The sequence below is a fragment of the Acinetobacter sp. CIP 101934 genome (genome assembly GCF_000369585.1).
Classification (GTDB): domain Bacteria; phylum Pseudomonadota; class Gammaproteobacteria; order Pseudomonadales; family Moraxellaceae; genus Acinetobacter; species Acinetobacter schindleri.
In genome coordinates this window covers 1,015,999-1,038,279 of the sequence record NZ_KB850094.1, presented here as the reverse complement: position 1 = coordinate 1,038,279, position 22,281 = coordinate 1,015,999, and the positions used below count along the sequence as shown (strand labels likewise).

Genomic DNA, 22,281 nt, shown 5'->3' with positions numbered 1-22,281 from the left:
AGAGCTTGATAATATACGCATCAACAAGACGCGGCGGGGTGGCAGAGTGGTCATGCAGCGGACTGCAACTCCGTGGACGCCGGTTCGATTCCGACCTCCGCCTCCATCTTGTTAAAGCCCGAGTGGTGAAATCGGTAGACACAGGGGATTTAAAATCCCCCGCCCACAAAGCGTGCCAGTTCGAGTCTGGCCTCGGGCACCATTCTTCTACTATTGAAGATGGTGCAAATAAAGAATCCAGCGAAAGCTGGTTTTTTTTATGCCTGAAATTTAGTGAAATCTATTTACAGCCGAAATCAATAAAATAGATTTGCCTTCTGCGAGGGTAAGATAGCTTGAATCGGCTTAACGACGTTTGCGTTTAGGCTTAGACAATTTGGTCATATAACTTTCAAGATTTAATAATGCCAAATAGAAAATTTTAGCCTGCTGTGTCGTAACCCGGTTAAATAATCTGGCTTGAATCACTTGTGTTAGTGCTCGAGTTTGATGGATCCGTTTAAATGGTCCTTTTGCAATCATCATCGCTATTACTCTCTTGGATAAAGGAGAACAAGGTGACTATTGGATAAACAGTCTCTATAAGGATTGCAAAAACCTGACCATTTTTTACTTAAAGTTCAAAAACATAACTACCGTTCGTCGGAATTAATAAAACAGCTCTCAAATAAAAATTCTAAATATTTGTTATTTATATATTTTTATAAAAAAAGACTTTGGGAAAATTTTCACATAAATAAGTATGTTTTCTTTCAAGTTTAAATGCTATAAATTTCAGCTGTTATTGTATTGCTAAAAACTGACATACCTTGTCATTTTTTGCACAAAAAAAGGGAGGGAAGCCATTAGCCCCCTCCTTTAAGTATTTTAATAATATGTGAACTAGATCACTTCTACCACAATTTTTCCGATATGTTCGCCTGTATCCATAGCTGCATGTGCATCCTGAATCTGATTAAATTTGAAAGTCTTATAAATCATTGGCAAACATTCACCTTTTGCCCATAAAGGTGCTACATGCATTTTCAGACCTTGTGCAATTTCAGCTTTTTCCGCTGTGTTACGCGCACGCATGGTTGAACCGGTAATCGTCAGGCGCTTCATCATAATCTGACCCAGCTTCACTTCCTTAGCCTTAGCTCCCCCCAAGAATGCGATATACACCAGACGACCATCACGGCGTAATAGATTCAGGTTTCTCTCCAGATAGGGCGCACCAACCATATCCAGAATCACATCTACACCAGCATTGTCCGTTGCTTCGTTAATCACCTGCTCAAAGTCCTGAGTTTTGTAATTAACTCCTGTGGTCAGATGTGAAATCGCCTGGATTTTTTCATCACTACCTGCTGTGGCAAAGGTTTTAATACCCAGTGATTTACATAGCATGAGTGCCGTAGTCCCAATCCCACTGGTTCCACCATGCACCAGCACCGTTTCTCCTACCTTGGCTTTACCCATCTGGAATACATTTGCCCACACCGTAAAGAAGGTTTCAGGAATAGCAGCGGCCTGAACAAAGCTTACGTTTTCAAGAATATTCAAAGTTTGGCTTTCAGGTACGACGCAATATTCTGCATAGCCCCCACCATTGGTCAGGCCACACACCTTGTCACCGACTTTAAACTGATTTACGTCACTTCCAACTGCAACCACTTCACCGGCTACTTCCAGACCTGGAACAGGCGTCACCCCTTTTGGCATCGGGTACAAGCCCTGACGCTGCAAAATATCCGGACGGTTAATTCCAAAGGCATGAACCTTGACCAGCACCTCATCGGCCTTCGGTTCAGGAATGACAACCGTTTCATAAGCGAGTTTATCCACTCCACCCGGTTCTGTAATGATGACGTGTTGCATAGTTTTTTGTGACATAGATCATTCCGCATGTATTAACTGTTTCCTAACCCTATTTGAACATAGATAATTCCAGCTTTAAAGCCAAGTCGGACTTATGTCGAAGACCTGGCCATCATTAAGAAAAATGCATGGCATTGAGATCTCACCTTATTCTTTAAAAAAAGAAATTTTAATCTGTAAGAATTATTTTCATTTATGACAAATCCATATAAATGTCATGTTCTGCTTTTAATTTCTCAAATTCAAATATAAATGACTTGAGAATATTAAAAGCATGAAACCTGCTCATCTCTACCTCTCTATTTTGCTGTCCTTGGGCCTCGCCGCATGTTCTGATGATGACGACAAGAATTCAGGCTCCTTACAGCCACCGGTAACCCAGCCAGATCAGCCGGCTCCTGAGCCCAATATTCCTGATGAAGAAGTTCCCATTCCAGAGGTTCTACTGGATGAGAATTTTGATAAATGGGCGGCTCTTCCTGGCGACTGGATACAACCTAAAAATAACGCGGGCCAGGTATATCTTGAAAATGGCGACTTGTATATCGATGGTCGTGCTCATAGCACACAAATGACAACCCTGCATCTGCCAGAGAAATTCCAGCAATTACGCAATTACCGTATCGATATGGAATTTTCATTTGAAGAAGCACTCAATGAAGCCCGCTGGGGCAGTATCATCTACCGAGGCGCAGATCAGTTCGCTGATCCGTCTTTTACCCCCTATTACCAGTTTGCCATGCGGGTTGCTACCACCAGTGCTAGTGGTCTGGAACTATCTTTACGCATGCCGACCAATAGTTGGAATGTGCTTCAGAAATCTGCTCATAGCGAAGATATTGGCCTTCAGAAAACTCACAAGGCCAGCGTTGTAGTGTATGGAAATCGTGTACGGCATTATCTGGATGATCAACTGGTGTTAGATAGCACCTTGCCTTATAACCTGGCTCAAGGCAGCATTGGTTTATCTAGTGCCGGCTTATTGATGAAAGTAAGCCACCTGAAAGTCACTGAACAACTCGATGCCTTGCCTGAATCCAATAAAGTCACTGATATTATTGACCAGCAACTCCCGGTTTCAATGGCACCGACTTTAGCCCAGGCTGCACCGCTTAATGGCCCAGTCTCGACCGCGGCTACCCATGCTGCTTATCAACTTGATGCAGATCTTAATTTACTAAGCAACAATCAGAAAGTAAGCCACCTGACTGATTATCTTAAAGATACCCAGCGTCGAACTTTACCTTTACTCACTATCCAAAATTCGGCAACCGTTCAGGCACTGAAAGGACTGACAGAAAATTATGATCTGGCTGATATCACCCTCATTTCCGATAATGTAGATTTACTGCGTCAGGCCCGTATTGATTTACCGATGCTCCGAACAGCTCTGGATTATTCCAAGCAGACCGGGCTGGGTTATAACAGCAAAGATATCGTGACCATCGCCCACAATACCAATGTATCGCTGTCCAAAATCGTCATCTTGCCACCACAATTACTAACACGTGAAGCAGTTAGTCATCTACAACGTTTATTGATTACGCCTTGGGCCAAGATTGACAGTGCACAGGTCTTGGACGCAGCAAAAATTCTAGCTACAGGTGTTAATGGAATTTATAGCAACCATCCTGACTTATATAAAGAAATTATGCAGCGCATGGCACCCAACACCCTGTTGCGTAAGCCGCTGATTACCGGACATCGCGGTATCCCGGCGCAAGACGATGAAAACACACTGGAGGGCACTCTCAAAGCGATCACTGTAGGTGCTGATGCAGTAGAATATGACGTGTATCTGACTAAAGATGATCATGTCATTCTTATGCATGATACCTCTGTGTTACGCACGACTGGTGTCAACCGCAACATTGAGGATATGACACTGGCAGAAGTACGTGAGCTCAGAACACTGAACTATAACCGTCAGATTCCTACCATGGATGAAGTGCTGGCTGAGGTGAAAAAGTACCCACATGTCACCAACTTTATTGAAATTAAAAGCTACAAGCCCGAGATCGTACCGAAGATCAAAGCACTGCTAGATAAACATGATGCCTATGATCAAGCTATTGTGATCAGTTTTAGTGGCGACCAGATTTTACAAATGAAGAATGTGCTTCCAGGTGTATCAACCGGTTTCCTTACCAGTACTCCAGCCGCACAAAGCGATTTGGTCAATACACGGCGAATTCTGGATGCAACTCAACAGTATTCATCCACTTTCAATCCGTCTTTTAGCGGCTTGAGTGCGAATTTAATGCGTACTGCCTCCCAGCGCGGAGTCACTTTCTGGCCGTGGACGTTCCGTTTAAACAAGGATGATTTTAATCGCATGTATGTCCAAGGAACACATGGTCTTACCACAGATTATGCACATGATGCATCCAATTTTGTGGTAAAACTGAATACGCCAAAACAGCTCAATGCTACAGCAGCTCAAGCTCTGGAAATTCCAGGTGAGATTCAGACACAAGTTGGCAGTAAATCCTCTTATATCTTTAAAAATATGCTGGTTCTGCCTGGCTCGGCTAAATATACGCAAAATGGTCAGAGTGTAACATTTGTAGAGAAAGGCACAGCTTATGTGATGCCGCGTTATGACTATACAATCGCTCCAAACTATACATACACCCTGTATGCAGAACCTGTAACTGTCACTATCCAATAATAAGTTTTATAAGCAAAACACCCAATTCACGAATTGGGTGTTTTCATTTAAAGATTTCCTTTAGGCACATCCACGAATTTCATTAGGGTACGACGTACTAAGGGCAGCACCACTAAAATTAATGGAAATGCCATCAGCCATGACATGCTCCAGGCATGCAGCCATAATGAAATAAACTGATCACTCCAGCCTTTATTCAGCAGCATGTTAAAGCAGGAAATTGCACCACTCATAATGCCGGAAAGGATCAAGGGCATGAGCCAATTCAAATGTTTGGCATGAAATTTGGGAACTCTATTTTTCATCATTTTACCTGATTTTTAAATCGTGAATCGGATTACAGACGTGTGATGTTTATGGCTGCTTGATCAATCTGTTCTGCAATTTCACGTATTTGGATTTCATTAAGTTTGCTATGTTGAATCTTTAAACGCAGTGAGGTTTTTAAATTTTCCATTGCATGTTTAATATCAACATATTGTTCATTCGATTGAATTTGTTTACGCGTATTAAAACGGTCTAGTACCTTTTGTAAGGTTTGCTGACGTTGTTTGAGATGTGCCTGACCTTTTTCAGTAATGTGATACTGCTTGCGCCCATCAGCACTCATAGTCATTTGCGTATATTGCTGTTCTTCCAGATAATTAATGGTTGGGCAGATTGTGCCGGTGCTCGGCTTGTAGTTTCCGCCCACTAAAGCAGCCACTTCTTTGATAATGTCGTAGCTAAATTTGGGCGCTTGAGCAATAAAATGCAGCACCAGCAATTTCATTTCACCTGCTTCAAACAGGCGTTTGCGAGGTTTTGGAGAGTTCTCTTGTTCTTCTGTTAGGACAGAATTAGGAATTCTAGACATAGCAAAGATATATCTTAAAATTAATTAAGATATATCTTATCATACTTAAGCAAAGCGATAAAAGTCAGATTTAAAGATAAAGAAATTCGACAAAAAATGTTTTTTGAAGAACATCAATATACAGGCTCATTCCTAGTTAAGGTCAATATTGAAAAATTAATGGAAAAACCACAATGTGTATGGTTACCGCCTTATATGAATGCTTAAATGTGGATGATTGATAATCTCACACATTAGAATTTTAACGTTTATATTCCCTTACCATCCGGTCACTTACATCCTCCGGATAACAAAGTGGCGCATATCCACCCGCTCGGTTATAAGCACTACGCTTACCACAACGACTACCATTACTCGCTGTATTATAAGGACATGGGCAATTGCCCGGATAACTCTCAATTGATTCTTTAATAATCTTCTGCTTGATTGCTTCAACGCTTTGGCTACTCTGTTTGGCTTCAACTCCAAAAGTCATACACAAGCCAGCCAGCAATAATAATTTTTTCATAAATTCCCCATCTAGGGAGAATTGTATTTAGTAACTAATAAATTGAAAGATCACATTTTGACTAATTGAGCGATTTTCATGCAAACAAAATTTATGCAATAAAAAACCCGCTTTTCAGCGGGTTTTTAAAATCAGTACTGTCTTATAGACGAACCAATTCCACAATTTTCTCAGCAAGTTCTTCAGCAGATTCCTGAGCAAAAGTCACATCTGTACCTTCAGTTGCCTCAGTCACCACAACCACACCAGTTTCACGAACCAGCGCAACTTGATCAGCTGAAAGACCGACTTTTGCAATCGCAACCACACCTTGCTGAATTAACAGGCTTTCAAGTGCTTGAGCATTTTCAAGCGCTTTAGCAGATACAGATACCGCAGCTGGTTTTTGACCCAAACGTGCAGCACGATCTTCAGCAGTCACAGGATTGGTATGTGCAGTCCATTCGATTGCATCTTCAATCATGCCCGCACCAACAGTGACGTTGCTTAAACGGTCAATGAAGATAAACGAACCAGTATGACGGCTTTCACGGTAACGGTCGAATACCACTGGCGCATCAAACTCGATTTGAACATCAGCAATTGCATTCAGATCCAGCTGCTCTACCTGAGTTTTCTCAAGTGTATTGACGTTTACACGGTAGTTGATCTCTGCAACTTTTGCAGGAACCGTTTGCGTACCTAGCTTAACATTATACAACTTACCTTTAACCAATGGCTGGTCATTCATCCATACCACAGAAGCGCGAACCGAACGTGAAGCTAAAGGCTGATCACCCGCTTTCACCAGCATGTTGCCACGAGAGATATCAATCTCATCGTTCAAGGTTAAAGTCACTGCTTGACCTGCAAATGCACGTTGCAAATTGCCGTCAAAAGTTACAATTTCCTTAACAGTAGATTTCTTGCCTGATGGTAAAGCAACAATCTCATCGCCTACAGCCACTTCACCCAGCGCTACAGTACCGCAGAAACCACGGAAGTCGAGGTTAGGACGGTTAACATACTGAACCGGGAAACGGAATTCTTCTTTATCTACACTGTGGGTAATTTCAACAGTTTCTAGAGTACCCATCAGGGTCTGGCCTGTATACCACGGCGTATTTTCAGACTTGTTCACCACGTTATCGCCATTCAGGGCAGAAATCGGTGTGAAGATAATATTCGCCGGCGTACGGTCACCTAACTGGTTCACGAAGTCAGTATAGTCTGCCTTGATCTCGTTGAAACGAGTTTCAGAGAACTCCACCAGGTCCATTTTGTTGATCGCAACAATAATGTTCTTAATACCCAGCAGGCTGGCAATAAAGCTATGACGGCGAGTCTGAGTCTGTACGCCATAACGTGCGTCAATCAGGATAATTGCAAGATCTGCAGTAGACGCACCTGTCGCCATGTTACGCGTATATTGCTCATGTCCCGGAGTATCTGCGATGATGAACTTACGTTTTTCAGTAGAGAAATAACGGTAAGCGACATCAATGGTAATCCCCTGCTCACGTTCCGCTTGCAGGCCATCTACCAGCAAAGCCAGGTCAGGTGCATCGCCAGTCGTACCGACTTTTTTAGAATCACGCGTTACAGCTTGCAACTGATCTTCATAAATCAATTTTGAATCGTAAAGCAAACGACCGATTAAAGTAGATTTACCATCATCAACGTTACCGCAAGTCAAGAAACGCAGTAAGTCTTTATTTTCATGTTGTTTTAAATAGCTCAGGATATCCTGGCTGATTAATTCAGATTGATGAGACATCGCTCAAACTCCACAAATGCTTAAGAAATCGGTTTAATCTTGAATCCCTCTAAATCTCTCTTTGGTAAAGGGAGACTTGGCTCCGTTCCCTTGGGAGTTCCCCTTCTTTATTAAAGAAGGGGTTAAGGGAAGATTTGAAGATGCTTAGAAGTAGCCTTCCTGCTTCTTCTTCTCCATTGAACCTGCCTCATCATGGTCAATCATACGGCCTTGACGCTCAGAGCTGGTTGCAAGCAACATTTCCTGGATAATTTCCGGCAAGGTGTTGGCAGTGGATTCAACTGCACCCGTTAATGGGTAACAACCTAAAGTACGGAAACGTACCGATTTCATTTGTGGAACTTCACCTTCTTTTAAAGGCATACGCTCATCGTCCACCATAATCAGTGTACCGCTGCGCTCAACAACTGGGCGTTCAGCAGCAAGATATAGTGGGACCAATGGAATACTTTCAAGATAGATGTATTGCCAGATATCAAGCTCAGTCCAGTTCGATAATGGGAATACACGAATACTTTCGCCTTTGTTCACTTTACCGTTGTAAAGGTTCCAAAGTTCTGGACGCTGGTTTTTAGGATCCCAACGGTGTTTCGAGTCACGGAATGAGTATACTCGCTCCTTGGCACGAGATTTTTCTTCGTCACGGCGCGCACCACCGAAGGCGGCATCGAAACCATATTTATCAAGTGCCTGTTTCAGACCTTGAGTCTTCATGATGTCGGTGTATTTTGAGCTACCGTGATCGAATGGGTTAATACCCGCATCACGGCCTTCTTTGTTCTGATGCACGATCAGATCAAAGCCATGAGTTTTTGCCATGTTGTCACGGAAGGCAATCATGTCTTTGAATTTCCAGCCCGTGTCTACATGAAGTAGCGGGAATGGAAGTTTTGCAGGGTAAAACGCTTTTAATGCTAGATGCAGCATTACCGCAGAATCTTTACCAATCGAATAAAGCATGACTGGGTTTTCAAACTCGGCAGCAACTTCGCGAATGATGTGAATACTCTCAGCTTCAAGCTGTTTAAGATGAGTAAGTCTTTCCTCATTTAATGACATGGACAACCTGCGTATTACACGTGTACTTATTACACTTTATAAAATTTATATTCATTATAGTGATTAAGTTTTCATAACGTTTTCTTGTTTTGTGCTATCCATATATCAAAACATCATATAAAACTTCACTGATATCTATTATTAGTTTTATTCAATCTAATGATTTTTAATGCTTTGAATTTTAGTATTTTCTTCTATTTAGCCTTTTAAACCTACTATTTTTTAGCAATAACTTCATAGATAAATCATCTAAAGTACCTGTTCCCAACGGTAGCAAAACCACCTAGAGTAATCCTAGTACCTATGGATCTAAATTTAGACATGCCATTTACTCAATATACCCTAGAAACGTTAAAAACCCGTCTTGAGCAAGCCAAACTGGCTGGCTATATCTATCAGCATCAACAACACATGCTGATCTTACAAGGCCCCTTTTCTGATGATGGCAATGCTTTAAACGTCTATATACAGCATGAACTGACTGCAGATCAGATCGGTCTACAGTTCGGAGTTCGCCTGCAAGACAATAATGCTGAATACGTTATCGGCCTGACGCATAGTAACCAAAATCCGAAATATGAGATTGGTGCAGGCAATCTGAAAGGTGACCAGAAAGCCTTCAACCTTTTATATGCTTTTTATAACTACCCTAAAGCATTTTATCTGGTTGCCCTGCCTTTAGCCGCGAATAGCCAGACACTTGAACAGGCACTTGAAGATCAGCTGTTTAGCAAGCCCGAATTGGATTTCCTGAATACGGCGGTAAAAACTAATCCAATGGGTGAACAGGTACAATGGATGAAAGCGTATATTCTTCAGCAAGCTTTAGATATGAAAGTACGTATTCAGACGTCATTATTGTAATTCTACTTAGGCTAATTGAATTAATCGTAGAGTCGATACACATGCGATCGACTCGATTCAATTTAGCTTTTTTTAGGCAATCTCTATGTCAAAATATTTTTTATAAATCAAATAGTTTAAGATCATTAGGACAGACATATACTTTTAAAAAGAAGGATGAATATTAAAAATGTTTAATATTGTGCTTTCTTGCATTTATTACTACGTACCTCCTATCCGATACTAGAAGGGGCATATTAAGATATCCTTTGATCAAATAAAGTCATTGTCTCTGACCTAAATGCCTGTTTCATTCGGATTTCAGCTTTACAAAAATGTGACCACGTTAAATTTTTTATCTATCTATTCATAAATTTATTAAGATATTGTCATCTTTTTGAAGCTATTGTTTTCTAAAATATTAATTTGATAACTCATACAAGAATTCAATCTAATTTCCAAATATTTAAAATTATTCAAGTTGAATATCCGCTACTTTTGTGTGTATTTAGATTGCAAAATGTATAATCAATGTTATCTTTTTATAAGCAAGAATTATTCTTACTCATTTTGCCAAACATAATTATAGATAGAGACCCGAAGGAATGTGGGAGCTTTTTACCGAACCGTCGAATGTTGTTTTCAGTATTAGTCTTAGCCTGATGCTGATGTTTGCAGCGCTGGAATGTATATTGCTGTTTCTGGGTGGTGGTTCACAAAGTGTTTTTGACCAACTCTTGCCTGAAGACTCGCATCATGTAGACCTTCATCCTGCCAATAACCCTAATATCTTTAGCAAGGTATTTGACTGGCTGTATCTGGGACAACTTCCTCTCTTTATCTGGCTGATCATTTTCCTGACCACCTATGGCTTAAGCGGTCTTTTGATTCAAGGTATATTTGAACGTCTTACTGGACATTTAGTTAATGGCTGGATCATTTCTCCCGCCTGCCTGTTCTTGTGCATGCCCCTGGTCCGTTTTAATGCCAAAATAGCGGAAAAGATCCTGCCAAAAGATGAAACCACCGCGATTCATATTGAAGAACTGATTGGCCGAACTGCAATCATTATCCTCGGCGATGCTCGTGCCAACTCACCAGCACAAGCCAAAGTTCAAGATCAGTATGGCCATACCCATTATGTGCTGGTCGAACCTGCCAATGGTGAAATCCTGAAACAGGGCCAATCTGTGATTTTAATGGATAAAACCCGTAATGGCTTCCAGGCCATGAAAGTCTAAATACTTATTCTCTCTTACTTTATATTTATTATTTAATCCAAAATTATATTTTCAAATACGCTAAAACAGAGAACAAACAACAATGTTAAATTTTGATTTATATAACATTTTAATCATTACTGGGGTTATCTTTGCCGGCTTGATCACCTTTGGTCTGATCATTGCTCGCCTTTACCGTCGTTCAAGTAAGGAAATTTCTTTTGTCCGTACCGGTTTTGGCGGGGAGAAAGTCATTCTAGGCGGTGGTGCGCTGGTTCTGCCGGTATTGCATGAAATTATACCGGTAAATATGAATACTCTGCGTCTGGAAGTTCGCCGTGCTGATGATCAGGCACTGATTACCCGTGACCGTATGCGTGTCGATGTTATGGCCGAATTCTATGTCCGGGTTAAACCAACCGCAGATTCAATTGCAACGGCAGCACAAACCCTTGGTCAAAAAACCATGTCACCGAACGAGCTGAAAAATCTGGTAGAGGGCAAATTCGTGGATTCGTTACGTGCCGTAGCTGCTGAAATGGCGATGGAAGAGCTGCATGAAAAGCGTGTCGACTTTGTACAAAAAGTACAGCAAGTCGTGTCGGAAGATCTGCATAAAAATGGTCTTGAACTCGAAACTGTTTCTTTAACAGGTCTGGATCAGACTGGCTTCAAATATTTCAATCCACAAAATGCTTTCGATGCTGAAGGTCTGACCAAACTGACTGAAACCATTGAAGACCGTCGCCGTAAACGCAACCATATTGAACAGGATACTGACCTGGCAATTAAAACCAAGAATCTTGAAGCTGAACAGGCACGTTTACAGATTATTCGTGAAGAAGAATACGCCAAGCTGCAACAGGAACGTGAAATTTCGATTCGTCGCGCTGAACAGCTGGCTGAGATTGCAGCCCAAGAAGCTGCTAAAAAACGTGAAGCTGAGGAAGCACGTATTGCGGCTGAACGCGAAGTTGAATTAAAACGCATTCTGGCTGCCCGTGATGTCGAAAATGAAAATATCCAGAAAGCACAGATTATTCAAAAAGCTCAGGTTGAACAAAAGAAAACCATTGAACTGGCTGAACAGGACCGTGCGATTGCGATTGCTGAAAAATCTCGTGCCGAATCTGAAGCCAAAGCACAAGCAGATCTTGCCCGTGCTCAAGCAGTAAAAGCTGAAGAAGAAGTTGTAACAGTACGTCAGATTCAGCAGGCAGAACGTCAAAAAGCAGTTGAATTGGTGGCTGCCAAAGAACAGGCCGAGAAAGATGCAATTGCGATTACCGTGGCTGCTGAAGCAGGTAAACAGGCAGCGGCTGATGATGCAGAAGCGGTTCGTATTGCCGCTGAAGCAGAAGCTGAAAAAGTTCGTTTAAAAGCCAAGGGTGAAGCAGATGCTAAAGTTCTCCTGGCTCAGGCAATGGAGAAACAGTATCAGGTCGATGCTGAAGGTACCCGTGCAGTGAATGAAGCTAACAATGTACTGTCTTCAGAGCAGGTAGAAATGCAGATCCGTCTGGCAATGCTCAAATACCTACCTGAAATTATCCGTGAAAGCGTCAAGCCAATGGAAAACATTGATGATATAAAAATTCTTCAGGTGAATGGCCTTCACGGAGCACATACAGGTTCTTGTCAGGCAGATGCTCATCATGAAAGTAGTAATGTTGCTCTTTCCGACCAAGTTGTAAATAGTGCTCTACGCTACCGCAGTCAAGCTCCGCTCATTGACAGTCTGATGAGTGAGTTAGGCATCCAGGGTGGTGATATTAATGGGATGACACAAAGTCTAAAAACGAAAACCTAAAAATTTATCGCTAAAATTTTTAAAATAAAAAAGCTTCCAAGATGGAAGCTTTTTTCAAAAATTACACATATATTTCCAAATAAACATGCTATCAGTAAAGAAAGCGAATAAGCATCATTCTCATGATGGATTATTAAGATAAGAAAATTTATAACAATGATAATTACTGGATAGCATAATGAAAAATACAACTTACTCCAGAAAATCTGCATTCAATATAACTTTAAGCTTAGGTTTAATTACCTCTTTAAGTTTACTTAGCACCTTTTCTAGCTCATCAAATGCACTGACCAAACCTTTATCTTTTTCATCATTAATTGAAAGGTACCAGAAGAACCAACAATTAGAGATGTCAATTATGCATCTTGATTTAGACTATATTTATGACCCTGATCCACGTCAGATGACACGTAATATTAACCAGTTAATCAAGCGTATAGAGACTGTCCAACCTAATACTATTTTTTTACAGGCTTATGCTGATGAGGATGCTAATGGTTCAGCAAATGAAGTGTATTTCCCTAACCCACATATGCCTGTCAGGGAAGATTTATTTAAAAAAGTCACTGAACAGATTCGAAATCGCACCACTGTTAAAAAAATCTATGCCTGGTTACCCATGTGGGCTTGGGAACTGCCAAAGCACTACCGGGCAAATTATGTAGAAACTACAAACCAGAACATAAAAGGTTATATTCGCCTGTCGCCATTTGATCCAAAAAACTTTGATTATGTCTATGACATCTATAAAGCATTAACAGATAAAATAACTGTGGACGGTATTTTGTATCATGACGATATTACCTTGAATGACTATGAGGATAGTTCCCCCTCTGCCATGCAAGTATATAAATATTGGGGATTTAAAGATGCTGAAAAAATATTACGTCATCCTCAACATCCAGAACAAATGAAGTTTGCTAAAGCTAAAACCGCCTATTTAGATAATCTTGCTTTAAAATTGAGTAATAAGCTTAAAATCACCAATCCCTCACTCAAATTTGCCCGAAACTCTTATGCGCCTGTGATGTTGAATCCTGAAAGCGAGAAATGGTTTGCACAATCAACCTCAAGTACCCTACAGCATTATGATTATAATGCTGTTATGGCTATGCCTTATATGGAAAAAGCCCCAGACCACTCCAAGTTCTATCTTAATTTGGTAGAAAAAGCACGGCAGTATGACCCTACTTTATCTCGGACCATTTTTGAAATTCAAACCATAGACTGGAATACACAGCACAAACTTTCAAATGAGGAGTTATTAGAAACTGTACATCTATTAAAAGAACAAGGAGTGCAGCATATTGGCTATTATCCAGAAGATCCTTTTATGCCACACCCACATGCAACGATTTTTAAGCCAAAGAAATTTTCATAGGCCTACCTTGTATATCGTACTGCTCTAATCTCCCCTCCTGATTATAGTACAGGGTCAATTGTTTGGCCTGTACCATTTCCAGTAGAGCATGCTTTTCAACATCAAAGCTATAAGCAATCTCCTGGAGTTCAACCGGTCTAGGTGCCGAACGTCGATCTACTCGATTGAATCGAATCCAGTTATAACAAGCCCATAACAGCAAGCTTGAAAAAGCAATAATAATCAGTAGGGCCAGCTCAAGTAGCGTCATTCCCTGATAAGGTTTATGGTCTATTAAGACATGATCAACAATCAGGCTCGATTCAAACCACCATAAACCCAGGGAGGCCAATGGCATAAATAGCCATATCCACGCCATCCAGCCTAGTGCCATCAGGCTATAACCACTCGTTCGACCACTTACATATTCTGGAACATCGATATACTCCGGAATATCGAGTTTAGATTCTTTAACAGTTGCTGCGACACTGAGTTCAGAAATTTCAACAGTTGTTGGGAGCTCCATATACTCGGCAATTTTAACCTGCGGCTTGGCAGGAATATTTTTATTGTTTTTCACCTTATTTTACCTCTGTTTCACCACGGAAGCCTCGGTCTGGACTGATCCACCGTGCACGGGTTTGGGTTTTAAAAATGGTCTTCGGCAACGATACAACAGTCGTTAACATGGTTAAAATCCAGAAAAATAGTGGGTACCAGATTACCCAGAAATAACTTCTGAACATTCGACCTTTATCATATCTGCGGTCAATCCATAGACTGACCATGAACTGAATCAAACAGCTTGCGCCGAGAATCACACCATACCACTGCGGCAACAGAGAATTGATATACCACTCTGGGGCCACAGGAAAGAACAAACCATAAAAGAACAAGACGAATACACCAAACATGGTATATGCCCATAACACGCTAATTACAGATTCCAGTGCAATCGGCCACATGCGGCGCAAACGCCATTTAAATATTTTAGGAATATACGCAAAGAGTACTTCAATACCACCTTGTGCCCAGCGTAATCGCTGCTGCCACAACCCTTTAAAAGTTTCGGGCATATAAATATAGGTGAGTGCTTGAGGGACATACTGCACATCCCAATGATCAAACTGCAAACGCCATGACACATCAATATCCTCAGTAATCATGTCATCACGCCAGTAACCAATACGATCCAGAGCAGTTTTTCTAAATCCGGCACAGACACCAGAGACAGTGAAAATGCGACCATAAGTACGTTGTGCCCGCTTAATCAATCCGATAATAGAAGAAAATTCTCCAACCTGAACTTTGCCTAGTATGCTGGAGCGATTGATAATCCGCGGGTTACCCGTTACCGCTCCGACACGCGGGAACATGGTTAAGTGGTGCATCATCCAGAGTACACAATGTGGATGCATTAAAGCATCGCCATCAATACAGATCAGGTACTCATAACCACTTACCATTGCGCCTGCACGTAGTGCATACGCTTTACCCTGGTTCTCGGCCAAATGTACTACACGTAATTTTGGATATTTTTCTGCCAGTTCATCCAGAATCTCTCCTGTCTGATCCGAACTGCCATCGTTAATCGCAATCACTTCAAATTTTGGATACTGACTTTGCATGGCATAGCGAATGGTCTGCTTGACCTGTTCAGCCTCATTAAAACAGGGAATTAAAATACTACAACCTGCTTCTTTGGGTTCAGGTAATACTTTCTGATTCAGTTCGCGTTTTATAAAAAACCAGATTCCACCAGCAATCCACATCCAGGCCATAAACAATGGATAGAAAAAAGCAAAGCCAAAGATGACATCATGTAAACTGATACTATTAATCATTTACGTTCTCCCTGCTGAGCCTGAAAGGGATCACGATAAACGAAAGGATTACTGTTTAAGCTAATCGATGCATAAAGTCTTTGTTGAACCTGCCCGGCATTTTTAAAATTATAATTTTCAAGAGAAATTTTCTGGATACCTTGTCTACGTAAATTCGCAATACTATTAGTAATCCATTGATCTTGTTCTGATTGACCTGCCAGATCAAAACCGATCATCAAACGTTGTTTTTGTACGGAGGTTAATTGCTGAATATTTTTGAGCAACTGGTTATGCTCAGCTTTGCTGGTTTTTTGATCCAAAACCAGATAGATATAGTCTGAATCATCTGCCAAGGTTTCAAATAAGGCCTTCAGCCCCATAGTTTTATGGGTATTTATTTTCAGTACTGCCAAATAGACATTACTGATATTGGCATAGTATTTGGCACGCCGACTCGTATTTTGTTTTAAGTTAATAACCCGCTCAATCTGTTTCTTACATTCAGCCGACCACTGTGTACTCTCTACAGCACAATTTAACTCTTGGCCAGCATCTATCACCAAGCCTTCCAGATTGCTGTTATATTTGAATATATCTTCAACCAGCTGGACCATATTATAGCCCTGATTCATCATACTGAGCGGTAACTCTGCATAAACACGCTGATACGTACGGGTACGTGCTTGCCATAAAGTACGATTCAGTAAATCCTGTTGCATTTTTAACTGGCTGTTCGGGAAGTAAGCCACATCGACCGTGCCATTACCATCGAGATCGGCAACAGGTTTCAAGATCAGCTGATTGGTTTTCAGTGCATCTAACTGGTTGAGGAACTGACCGAGTTTTTCATCAGCCTGTTTTATACTGGGCTGCGCAAGATCTTTCAAATTAAACTGAATAAAGCTCTTCTGCTCCAGATAGGGTTGCTTGGTGTGATACAAAAACTCAGACATTGCCTCTTTAATTTCTGCCAGGTTCGGGTTATTCATAATCAAGGCACGCTGATAAGTTTTTACTGAATCAGCCAATGGCGCCATAGTGCCGAGGCTAAAAGACATGCTTAGTCCTGCCTGCTTAGCAATATCTTCTGTTTCTGCTGTTACAGCACCATAAGGCCAGAAAATAGCATGAGTCGGTACTGATAATTCCTGTTCCAGAATGGCTTTAGAACGCTTTAAATCTTCCAGCACACGCTGCCTATAAGCGAGGTCAGATTCATAACGTGCCTTTGTCAGATCATATATACGTGCAGTTGCAGCAGGCTGCATATTTCTTTGTGGATTCGAAATAACTCCACGATGCAGATTATGTGAATGCGATACAAACTCGACCAAGCCACTATTTTGCATTTCCCGCATCTGGTCCCAATTCATCAGATTATTTGCCCCATAGGACTCTATGGCATCTTTATGCTTGGTACCAATCCAGCTGGTTGGAATAGCAAAAACGGCATGTAATTTATATTGCTTTAATAAAGGAAATACTTGGGTATATCCGCTTAGCGCCCCATCATCGAAGGTTAAAAGTACCGATTTTTCTGGTAATGGAATTTTTTTCTCACGGGCACGGCGGATATCTTCCAAAGAAATAGTTTTCCAACCTTCACGTTTTAACCAAGCAAAATATTGCGCCAAATATTCAGTACTAATTGCATATTGATCACGATCACCCTGACGTGCTACATCATTCCTGACATCATGAAAAGTGAGTGTTACGAACTGGTTTTCAGGCAGATCCATCGCTTTATTTTCAGCATGACTATATGCCATAAAAAGAGTTAAGCATCCTAATAGAGCGAGTGTATTTTTTATTGTTTTCATTAGAATCTCCCTTCAAATCCAAAACTTGCTTCGAGTCTATTTTCATCTTCACCGTCATAAGGGTGTTGCCCATAGGACACCCCATAATTCAGGGACCAAGTTCTGGTGATTTGCCAGAGGTGTTGATATTTCGCCAAATAAATTAGGCCTGAGTCATAATCTTCCTGGTCAAATACACCAAGATTTAATGAAAAACGTTGAGTCAACGACTGATCATAACTACGCCAGGTTACCCAATCATGTTCCGGACCTGCTTCTGCACTCCAACTTGAAGATGGATTGAAATAGGAAGTTTCTACATCATCTTTATTCGATGCCCAAAATCCATATAAGTTCAGATGGGTTAAATGATGTGGAGCCTGGAAAATACGTTGTTTGAAATAGGTACCTAGTTCCTGACGCTCATTTCCGTCATCAATATCAGTAAACTGATAGCTCAATCCAGCCTTTGTAGATTCATGCTGTTGCCAGTTTAAGTCGAAACGATAAGACTGCCCTTCATGTTCATCCTGTATCTGCAATGGAATCTCTGCCTGGCTGTTATAAGCCAGACCATAATTCCAGTGATCACTTAACCAGTGATTCCAGGTTATATTCACTCCAAAGCGATCACCCTCGGTCGCTTGTGAAAGTGCTACAGTGGCATATTTGCGGTTATCAACCCATTCCAGTCCTACACCGATCCGTTGATCATCTCGCTTACCTTCCTCATACTCTCCATTACGGTACTGATGCTCCACAAAGGCCCGGTAATAATCTGAAAACCATGGGGTATTGAGTCGCGTCCAGCTTTGTTTCTCACGAGAACCATTCAGATTATTGACCAGATCTTGATCATCCGTTTCACTTTTCGCATAAAGACTATTATGTGAAATGGTAAACCGCTCACGATCTTTGAGCTCCTTATGACTACGCACTACCCCGGTATCAGTTCCTGCCCGCTCTAAAAGATCAGTATTGCTACTACGCCATGTCTGCACATCAAAGACAGCTTGCGCATTTTGCATGCTATTAATTCGGGTGGCTTGTGTTGATGGCTCTGTACCATTGAGTAAGGAAACCGTTGCCTGTGCTTGCAAAGGTTTTTCACGCCAACGCTGTATAGTCGCAAGATAATTGATATAATTACGATTTCCTGGAGATTTATTTACTAGGTCCTGAAAATACAGTTCTGCCTTATCCAGCTGGTTTTTATAACTATAATGAAGACCTCTTAAGATCACATACTCATCACGGTCCATATGAATCGTACGATCTACACCTTTAGCCTGACTATAGAAGAAGATTGGTAAGCGCTGATCCATTTCCTTAATTACTTCATCAGCGGCTTTAAATTTTTCTTGTTCAATCAAGCTATAGTACAGACCTGCATAAACGTCATAGTCTACATAATTCTTTTCTTTAAACAGACTGCGGTACAATATTTCCGCCTGCTTTGGTTTATGATTGCGCAAATAGCTATCAGCTAGTGCATGTCTGGTATAGGCAGGCATCTGTTCTACCGGCTGATTGATTCTAGCCAGTTGCGCCAAAGCCTCAGTAGAACGTTGCCGTGCACTTAAGGCAAAAATATATTCATAATAAAATCTTTGACGTAACTCGGGATATTGGGCTAGCTCATTTTCATAAGCCTGCATTTCCGAAATCACCTGATCCAGCTCTGTATAGGCAATTTTGCCCTGATCCTTTTCACTTTGTACTTTATAGAAATCAATGGCATTACGAATATTTTGACTAAACTTGATCAGCTGTACTTCATGTTTGAGACGACTTTGCCCTTTACCCTGCTGCTGTAAATAACGGTTTGCACTGTCATAATCAGCACTGGCTGCCAAAGCCAGCACATACTGTTCCTGCACGCTTTCCGAACGACTCATCGATAAAGCGCGAGTTGCGGTATTCAGTGCCTGTATAGGTTGTCTTAATAAGCGATAGGTATAAGCCAATTGTACCAGCTGATCAGCATTCAGCTGTTTCTGGTCAACTTTCCTGATTTGTTGCTCTGCTTGCTCCAATTGACCACTTTCCGCAAGCAACATGCCACGGTATAAATCCCATGGAATATCACTTGTGCTGTTTTTCTGAAATTTTGCTGCATATTGTTCAGCCAGCAAAAATTTACCCTGATCACGCAATAACATCACCAGAGGCAGTTGCCCATAGACTGGATATGTTGAAATTTTTAAGTGATTCAGATTGTAATCTTGCTGAATTAGGGGGGAATTATATTGTCGGCTTAACAAAATAAAGTCAGCCAGCAGGTTCATGTTCGCAGGATCTTTGCGTACCATTTCTGCGAGTATTTTAAAACCTTTTTGGGTATCCCCAGACTTAATTTGCTTGACCACCTGATGCCTTTGCGTGTCTGTAATAGCTGCATATAAAGGATTCAAGCTGATTCCTGTGGCAAGCAACACATAGGCGATTGAGTAATAGTTATTGTTGTTTAGCATTGGCATTTGTCTTGTTATGTATTTTATTTATACAAATATTATAACAAAGTGCGATTTAGCTCACAATTTCATCCTGTCAGATCAAACTATTATGTATTTCTTCTAAAAAAAGCCCTCAATAAGAGGGCTTTATGTTGGATTTTTATTGTTTAGATTAACCCTTTATCCTTCAGCAACTGATACATGGTCGAACCAAGCTCAGCAGGACTACGGGTATAAGCCATGCCAGCACGTTCAAAGGCTGCAAATTTTTCTTCCGCGGTGCCTTTGCCACCTGAAATAATCGCACCTGCATGCCCCATACGTTTTCCTTTCGGTGCTGTCACACCCGCAATATAACCCACTACAGGCTTAGTTACATTAGACTGGATATATTCAGCAGCTTCTTCTTCAGCTGTACCACCAATCTCACCGATCATAATAATAGCTTCTGTTTCAGGGTCTTCTTCAAACAGTTTCAAGCAGTCAATCTGGTTCATACCTGGAATTGGATCACCACCAATACCGATACACGTCGATTGACCTAAACCCAATTTAGTCGTTTGCGATACAGCCTCATAAGTCAGGGTACCTGAACGAGAGATAATCCCGATCTTGCCTTTCTTATGGATATGGCCTGGCATAATTCCAATCTTGCATTCTTCAGGCGTAATAATACCCGGACAGTTTGGGCCAATCAGACGCGTGCCATTACCATTGGTTTCCAGATAGCGCTTGGCTTTTAGCATGTCCAGTGTTGGTACACCTTCAGTAATCACTACAATTAGTTCAATACCTGAGTCAACCGCTTCCACAATAGAGTCTAATACAAATGGTGCAGGTACATAAATTACAGAAGCATCGGCCTGAGTTTCTTTTACCGCTTCACGCATGGTATTAAATACTGGCAGATCCAGATGTGATTGACCACCTTTACCCGGTGTTACCCCACCGACCACTTTAGTACCGTAAGCAATTGCCTGCTCAGAATGAAAAGTTCCGTTTTTACCAGTAAAGCCCTGAACTAAAACTTTGGTGTCTTTATTAATTAATACGCTCATTGTGATACTCCTTAAGCTTTTACTGCAGCAACAATTTTTTCTGCAGCATCGGCCAGGCCATTTGCAGAAATTAATTTCAAACCAGATTCATCCAGTAATTTGGCACCAAGCTCAGCATTGTTCCCTTCAAGGCGAACCACAACCGGCACAGTGACATTTACTTCTTGAACTGCTGCAATAATTGCTTCAGCGATCATGTCGCAACGTACAATTCCACCAAAAATATTAATCAACACACCTTGTACAGAATTATCTGCCAAAATAATTTTGAACGCCTCAATCACCCGCTCTTTGGTTGCACCACCACCGACATCGAGGAAGTTAGCTGGCTGACCACCATAAAGCTTGATAATATCCATGGTGGCCATCGCAAGACCAGCACCATTGACCATACAACCAATATTACCTTCCAGGGCAACATAGTTCAGATCAAATTCAGAGGCTTTTAGCTCACGCTCATTCTCTTGTGATTTATCGCGTAGTGCCGCCACTTCAGGTAAACGATACAACGCGTTCGAATCGATCCCTACTTTGGCATCGACACAAAGAATGTCACCATTTTCACGGACTGATAACGGATTGATTTCAAACAGGGCAAAATCATTTTCCACAAAGGCTTGATAAGCCGCGGTCATGACTTTAACAAATTGGTTGATTTGTCCATCTTTAAGGTTTAAAGCAAATGCAACTTCACGTGCCTGGAACGGCAATAAACCAACGAGTGGATCAACTTCAACTTTAATAATTTTTTCAGGCGTTTCTTCTGCCACTTTTTCAATTTCAACACCGCCTTCAGTCGATGCCATAAAGGTAATGCGACGAGTTGAACGGTCTACCACAGCACCCAGATAAAGTTCACGCTCTACCGGATAAACATCTTCAGAGACCAGAATGCTGTTGACTGGTTGACCATTGGCATCGGTTTGATAAGTCACTAAACGTGAACCAATAATCTGATTGGCATATTCAGCGGCTTCGTCGGCAGATTTAACTACCTTTACCCCACCCGCCTTACCACGCCCCCCGGCATGCACCTGGGCTTTTAATACGGCAAATTTTCCGCCCAGCTGTTGAAAAGCCTGCACGGTTTCTTCAGCATTTGTCGCAAGAATACCTTCCTGAACTGGCATGCCATATTTTTTTAATAACGCTTTTGCTTGATACTCATGTAAATTCATTGATTAACCTTTTACTACTTA

The 22,281-nt window shown here is 41.3% G+C and carries 18 protein-coding genes and 2 tRNA genes; 7 read left to right on the top strand and 13 right to left on the bottom strand.

The window, feature by feature from the left end; translation table 11 throughout:
• The first annotated feature begins 32 nt into the window (after nucleotides 1-32).
• Nucleotides 33-106: transfer RNA gene (locus tag F899_RS05345), tRNA-Cys, on the top strand.
• Between the two features lie 10 nt (nucleotides 107-116).
• Nucleotides 117-202 (top strand) — tRNA-Leu (locus F899_RS05340).
• A 143-nt stretch (nucleotides 203-345) separates the two neighbouring features.
• Here F899_RS05340 and F899_RS05335 read toward each other — a convergent pair.
• Complete coding sequence (locus tag F899_RS05335; RefSeq protein WP_004810797.1) at nucleotides 346-525, bottom strand: hypothetical protein; 180 nt, start codon at nucleotides 523-525, stop codon at nucleotides 346-348.
• A 357-nt stretch (nucleotides 526-882) separates the two neighbouring features.
• A complete protein-coding gene (locus F899_RS05330; protein ID WP_004810798.1) occupies nucleotides 883-1,875 on the bottom strand; it encodes an NAD(P)H-quinone oxidoreductase in 993 nt (330 codons plus the stop codon).
• Between the two features lie 259 nt (nucleotides 1,876-2,134).
• Between F899_RS05330 and F899_RS05325 the strand changes: the two genes are divergently transcribed.
• The gene (locus F899_RS05325; RefSeq protein ID WP_004810800.1) at nucleotides 2,135-4,531 is read left to right on the top strand and encodes a glycerophosphodiester phosphodiesterase; all 2,397 of its coding nucleotides are present in this window, start codon (nucleotides 2,135-2,137) and stop codon (nucleotides 4,529-4,531) included.
• Between the two features lie 47 nt (nucleotides 4,532-4,578).
• On the opposite strand, the gene F899_RS05320 is transcribed toward F899_RS05325, so the two are convergent.
• From F899_RS05320 to cysD, 5 genes are all read right to left on the bottom strand, one after another.
• A complete protein-coding gene (locus F899_RS05320; RefSeq protein WP_004810801.1) occupies nucleotides 4,579-4,836 on the bottom strand; it encodes a DUF2798 domain-containing protein in 258 nt (85 codons plus the stop codon).
• A gap of 32 nt (nucleotides 4,837-4,868) precedes the next feature.
• On the bottom strand, nucleotides 4,869-5,387 hold the full coding sequence (locus tag F899_RS05315; protein WP_004810804.1) for a PadR family transcriptional regulator: 519 nt from the start codon (nucleotides 5,385-5,387) through the stop codon (nucleotides 4,869-4,871).
• A gap of 241 nt (nucleotides 5,388-5,628) precedes the next feature.
• A complete protein-coding gene (locus F899_RS05310) occupies nucleotides 5,629-5,895 on the bottom strand; it encodes a hypothetical protein (RefSeq protein WP_004810806.1) in 267 nt (88 codons plus the stop codon).
• 142 nt (nucleotides 5,896-6,037) lie between these two features.
• Nucleotides 6,038-7,651: a sulfate adenylyltransferase subunit CysN gene (gene cysN, locus F899_RS05305; protein ID WP_004810808.1), complete on the bottom strand. Its 1,614-nt coding sequence runs from the start codon at nucleotides 7,649-7,651 to the stop codon at nucleotides 6,038-6,040.
• A gap of 144 nt (nucleotides 7,652-7,795) precedes the next feature.
• Nucleotides 7,796-8,710 (bottom strand): sulfate adenylyltransferase subunit CysD, encoded by a 915-nt coding sequence (cysD, locus tag F899_RS05300; protein WP_004810809.1) that lies wholly within the window; start codon nucleotides 8,708-8,710, stop codon nucleotides 7,796-7,798.
• A 321-nt stretch (nucleotides 8,711-9,031) separates the two neighbouring features.
• Between cysD and F899_RS05295 the strand changes: the two genes are divergently transcribed.
• From F899_RS05295 to pgaB (F899_RS05280), 4 genes are all read left to right on the top strand, one after another.
• The gene (locus F899_RS05295) at nucleotides 9,032-9,574 is read left to right on the top strand and encodes a hypothetical protein (RefSeq protein WP_034433933.1); all 543 of its coding nucleotides are present in this window, start codon (nucleotides 9,032-9,034) and stop codon (nucleotides 9,572-9,574) included.
• 584 nt (nucleotides 9,575-10,158) lie between these two features.
• On the top strand, nucleotides 10,159-10,794 hold the full coding sequence (locus F899_RS05290) for a YqiJ family protein (RefSeq protein WP_005221262.1): 636 nt from the start codon (nucleotides 10,159-10,161) through the stop codon (nucleotides 10,792-10,794).
• Between the two features lie 82 nt (nucleotides 10,795-10,876).
• A complete protein-coding gene (locus F899_RS05285) occupies nucleotides 10,877-12,583 on the top strand; it encodes a flotillin family protein (protein WP_005221260.1) in 1,707 nt (568 codons plus the stop codon).
• Nucleotides 12,584-12,761: 178 nt separating this feature from the next.
• Entirely contained in the window at nucleotides 12,762-13,964 is a 1,203-nt protein-coding gene (gene pgaB / locus F899_RS05280; protein ID WP_005221258.1) for a poly-beta-1,6-N-acetyl-D-glucosamine N-deacetylase PgaB, read from the top strand.
• Here pgaB (F899_RS05280) and pgaD read toward each other — a convergent pair.
• The 6 genes from pgaD to sucC all read right to left on the bottom strand — a co-directional run bounded on the left by pgaD (nucleotide 13,942) and on the right by sucC (nucleotide 22,260).
• The gene (gene pgaD / locus F899_RS05275) at nucleotides 13,942-14,523 is read right to left on the bottom strand and encodes a poly-beta-1,6-N-acetyl-D-glucosamine biosynthesis protein PgaD (protein WP_005221257.1); all 582 of its coding nucleotides are present in this window, start codon (nucleotides 14,521-14,523) and stop codon (nucleotides 13,942-13,944) included. The genes pgaB (F899_RS05280) and pgaD overlap by 23 nt on opposite strands.
• A gap of 1 nt (nucleotide 14,524) precedes the next feature.
• A complete protein-coding gene (gene pgaC, locus F899_RS05270) occupies nucleotides 14,525-15,787 on the bottom strand; it encodes a poly-beta-1,6-N-acetyl-D-glucosamine synthase (RefSeq protein WP_005221256.1) in 1,263 nt (420 codons plus the stop codon).
• Entirely contained in the window at nucleotides 15,784-17,589 is a 1,806-nt protein-coding gene (pgaB, locus tag F899_RS05265; RefSeq protein ID WP_005221255.1) for a poly-beta-1,6-N-acetyl-D-glucosamine N-deacetylase PgaB, read from the bottom strand. Before pgaB (F899_RS05265) ends, pgaC begins: the two co-directional genes overlap by 4 nt.
• Nucleotides 17,589-20,042, bottom strand: a complete 2,454-nt coding sequence (locus F899_RS05260) for a PgaA family protein (RefSeq protein ID WP_005221254.1) — start codon at nucleotides 20,040-20,042, stop codon at nucleotides 17,589-17,591. The genes pgaB (F899_RS05265) and F899_RS05260 overlap by 1 nt, the downstream gene beginning before the upstream one ends.
• 149 nt (nucleotides 20,043-20,191) lie before the next feature.
• Complete coding sequence (gene sucD / locus F899_RS05255; RefSeq protein ID WP_004810828.1) at nucleotides 20,192-21,082, bottom strand: succinate--CoA ligase subunit alpha; 891 nt, start codon at nucleotides 21,080-21,082, stop codon at nucleotides 20,192-20,194.
• An 11-nt stretch (nucleotides 21,083-21,093) separates the two neighbouring features.
• Nucleotides 21,094-22,260: an ADP-forming succinate--CoA ligase subunit beta gene (gene sucC, locus F899_RS05250; RefSeq protein WP_004810830.1), complete on the bottom strand. Its 1,167-nt coding sequence runs from the start codon at nucleotides 22,258-22,260 to the stop codon at nucleotides 21,094-21,096.
• Nucleotides 22,261-22,281: the final 21 nt, after the last annotated feature.

Excerpts from the sequence above, each read along its gene's own strand:
- F899_RS05335 (WP_004810797.1), bottom strand. The coding sequence starts at position 525 with ATGATGATTGCAAAAGGACCATTTAAACGGATCCATCAAACTCGAGCA.
- F899_RS05330 (WP_004810798.1), bottom strand. The coding sequence starts at position 1,875 with ATGTCACAAAAAACTATGCAACACGTCATCATTACAGAACCGGGTGGA.
- F899_RS05325 (WP_004810800.1), top strand. The coding sequence starts at position 2,135 with ATGAAACCTGCTCATCTCTACCTCTCTATTTTGCTGTCCTTGGGCCTC.
- F899_RS05320 (WP_004810801.1), bottom strand. The coding sequence starts at position 4,836 with ATGAAAAATAGAGTTCCCAAATTTCATGCCAAACATTTGAATTGGCTC.
- F899_RS05315 (WP_004810804.1), bottom strand. The coding sequence starts at position 5,387 with ATGTCTAGAATTCCTAATTCTGTCCTAACAGAAGAACAAGAGAACTCT.
- F899_RS05310 (WP_004810806.1), bottom strand. The coding sequence starts at position 5,895 with ATGAAAAAATTATTATTGCTGGCTGGCTTGTGTATGACTTTTGGAGTT.
- cysN (WP_004810808.1), bottom strand. The coding sequence starts at position 7,651 with ATGTCTCATCAATCTGAATTAATCAGCCAGGATATCCTGAGCTATTTA.
- cysD (WP_004810809.1), bottom strand. The coding sequence starts at position 8,710 with ATGTCATTAAATGAGGAAAGACTTACTCATCTTAAACAGCTTGAAGCT.
- F899_RS05295 (WP_034433933.1), top strand. The coding sequence starts at position 9,032 with ATGCCATTTACTCAATATACCCTAGAAACGTTAAAAACCCGTCTTGAG.
- F899_RS05290 (WP_005221262.1), top strand. The coding sequence starts at position 10,159 with ATGTGGGAGCTTTTTACCGAACCGTCGAATGTTGTTTTCAGTATTAGT.
- F899_RS05285 (WP_005221260.1), top strand. The coding sequence starts at position 10,877 with ATGTTAAATTTTGATTTATATAACATTTTAATCATTACTGGGGTTATC.
- pgaB (WP_005221258.1), top strand. The coding sequence starts at position 12,762 with ATGAAAAATACAACTTACTCCAGAAAATCTGCATTCAATATAACTTTA.
- pgaC (WP_005221256.1), bottom strand. The coding sequence starts at position 15,787 with ATGATTAATAGTATCAGTTTACATGATGTCATCTTTGGCTTTGCTTTT.
- pgaB (WP_005221255.1), bottom strand. The coding sequence starts at position 17,589 with ATGAAAACAATAAAAAATACACTCGCTCTATTAGGATGCTTAACTCTT.
- F899_RS05260 (WP_005221254.1), bottom strand. The coding sequence starts at position 20,042 with ATGCTAAACAACAATAACTATTACTCAATCGCCTATGTGTTGCTTGCC.
- sucD (WP_004810828.1), bottom strand. The coding sequence starts at position 21,082 with ATGAGCGTATTAATTAATAAAGACACCAAAGTTTTAGTTCAGGGCTTT.
- sucC (WP_004810830.1), bottom strand. The coding sequence starts at position 22,260 with ATGAATTTACATGAGTATCAAGCAAAAGCGTTATTAAAAAAATATGGC.